This is a genomic window from Streptacidiphilus neutrinimicus (genome assembly GCF_000787815.1).
Taxonomy (GTDB): Bacteria; Actinomycetota; Actinomycetes; order Streptomycetales; family Streptomycetaceae; genus Streptacidiphilus; species Streptacidiphilus neutrinimicus.
Map to the genome: position 1 here is coordinate 3,853 of NZ_BBPO01000160.1, position 1,310 is coordinate 5,162.

1 protein-coding gene is annotated in these 1,310 nt (G+C 71.6%); it reads left to right on the forward strand.

Annotation, left to right across the window (positions count from 1 at the left end):
- Positions 1 to 80: 80 nt before the first annotated feature.
- Entirely contained in the window at positions 81 to 1,295 is a 1,215-nt protein-coding gene (locus TR48_RS38040; protein WP_042375459.1) for an acetyl-CoA C-acetyltransferase, read from the forward strand.
- Positions 1,296 to 1,310: the final 15 nt, after the last annotated feature.

Sequence of the window (1,310 nt, forward strand, 5' to 3'; positions counted from 1 at the left end):
CCCCTGAACCCGCCCCCTGAACCCGCCAGAACCGCAAAGGTGCCCGAAGCGCCCAAAGCGCCAGAAAGTAGGCAGTCAGCGTGACCACCGAAGCATTCGTCTACGACGCGATCCGCACCCCGCGCGGCCGGGGCAAGGCCACCGGCTCGCTGCACGGCACCAAGCCGATCGACCTGGTCGTCGGGCTGATCCACGAGATGCGGCGCCGCTTCCCCGACCTCGACCCGGCCGCGATCGACGACATCGTGCTGGGCGTGGTGAGCCCGATCGGGGACCAGGGTTCGGACATCGCCAAGGTCGCCGCGATCGCGGCGGGGCTGCCGGACACCGTGGCCGGCGTCCAGGAGAACCGCTTCTGCGCGTCCGGCCTGGAGGCGGTCAACCTGGCTGCGGCCAAGGTCCGCTCGGGCTGGGAGGACCTGATCCTCGCGGGCGGCGTGGAGTCGATGTCGCGCGTGAAGATGGGCAGCGACGGCGGCGCCTGGGCGATGGACCCGATGACCAGCTTCGAGACCGGCTTCGTGCCGCAAGGCATCGGCGCGGACCTGATCGCCACCGTCGAGGGCCTGTCGCGCACCGACGTGGACGCGTTCGCGGCGGAGTCGCAGGCGCGCGCCGCAGAGGCGATCAAGGAGGGGCGCTTCGAGCGGTCGGTCGTGCCGGTGCGGGACCGCAACGGGCTGGTCGTCCTGGACCAGGACGAGTTCGTTCGTCCGGGGACGACGGTCGAGTCGCTGGCGGGCCTGAAGCCGTCCTTCGCGACGATCGGCGAGCTCGGCGGCTTCGACGCGGTCGCGCTGCAGAAGTACCACTGGGTGGAGAAGATCGACCACGTCCACCACGCGGGCAACTCCTCCGGCATCGTCGACGGCGCCTCGCTGGTCGCGATCGGCAGCAAGGAGGTCGGTGAGCGCTACGGGATGACGCCGCGCGCGCGGATCGTCTCGGCGGCCGTGTCCGGCTCGGACCCGACGATCATGCTGACCGGCCCGGCGCCGGCCACCCGCAAGGCGCTGGCAAAGGCGGGGCTGACCGCGGCGGACATCGACCTGGTCGAGATCAACGAGGCCTTCGCGGCGGTCGCGCTGCGCTTCATCCGGGAGCTGGGGTTCGACCACGCACAGGTGAACGTCAACGGCGGGGCGATCGCGCTCGGCCACCCGCTGGGCGCGACGGGCGCGATGCTGCTCGGCACGGTCCTGGACGAGCTGGAGCGGCGCGACCTGCGCCGCGGCCTGATCACTCTGTGCGTGGGCGGCGGCATGGGCATCGCCACGATCATCGAGCGGCTGTGAAGCAGCCGGTGACCG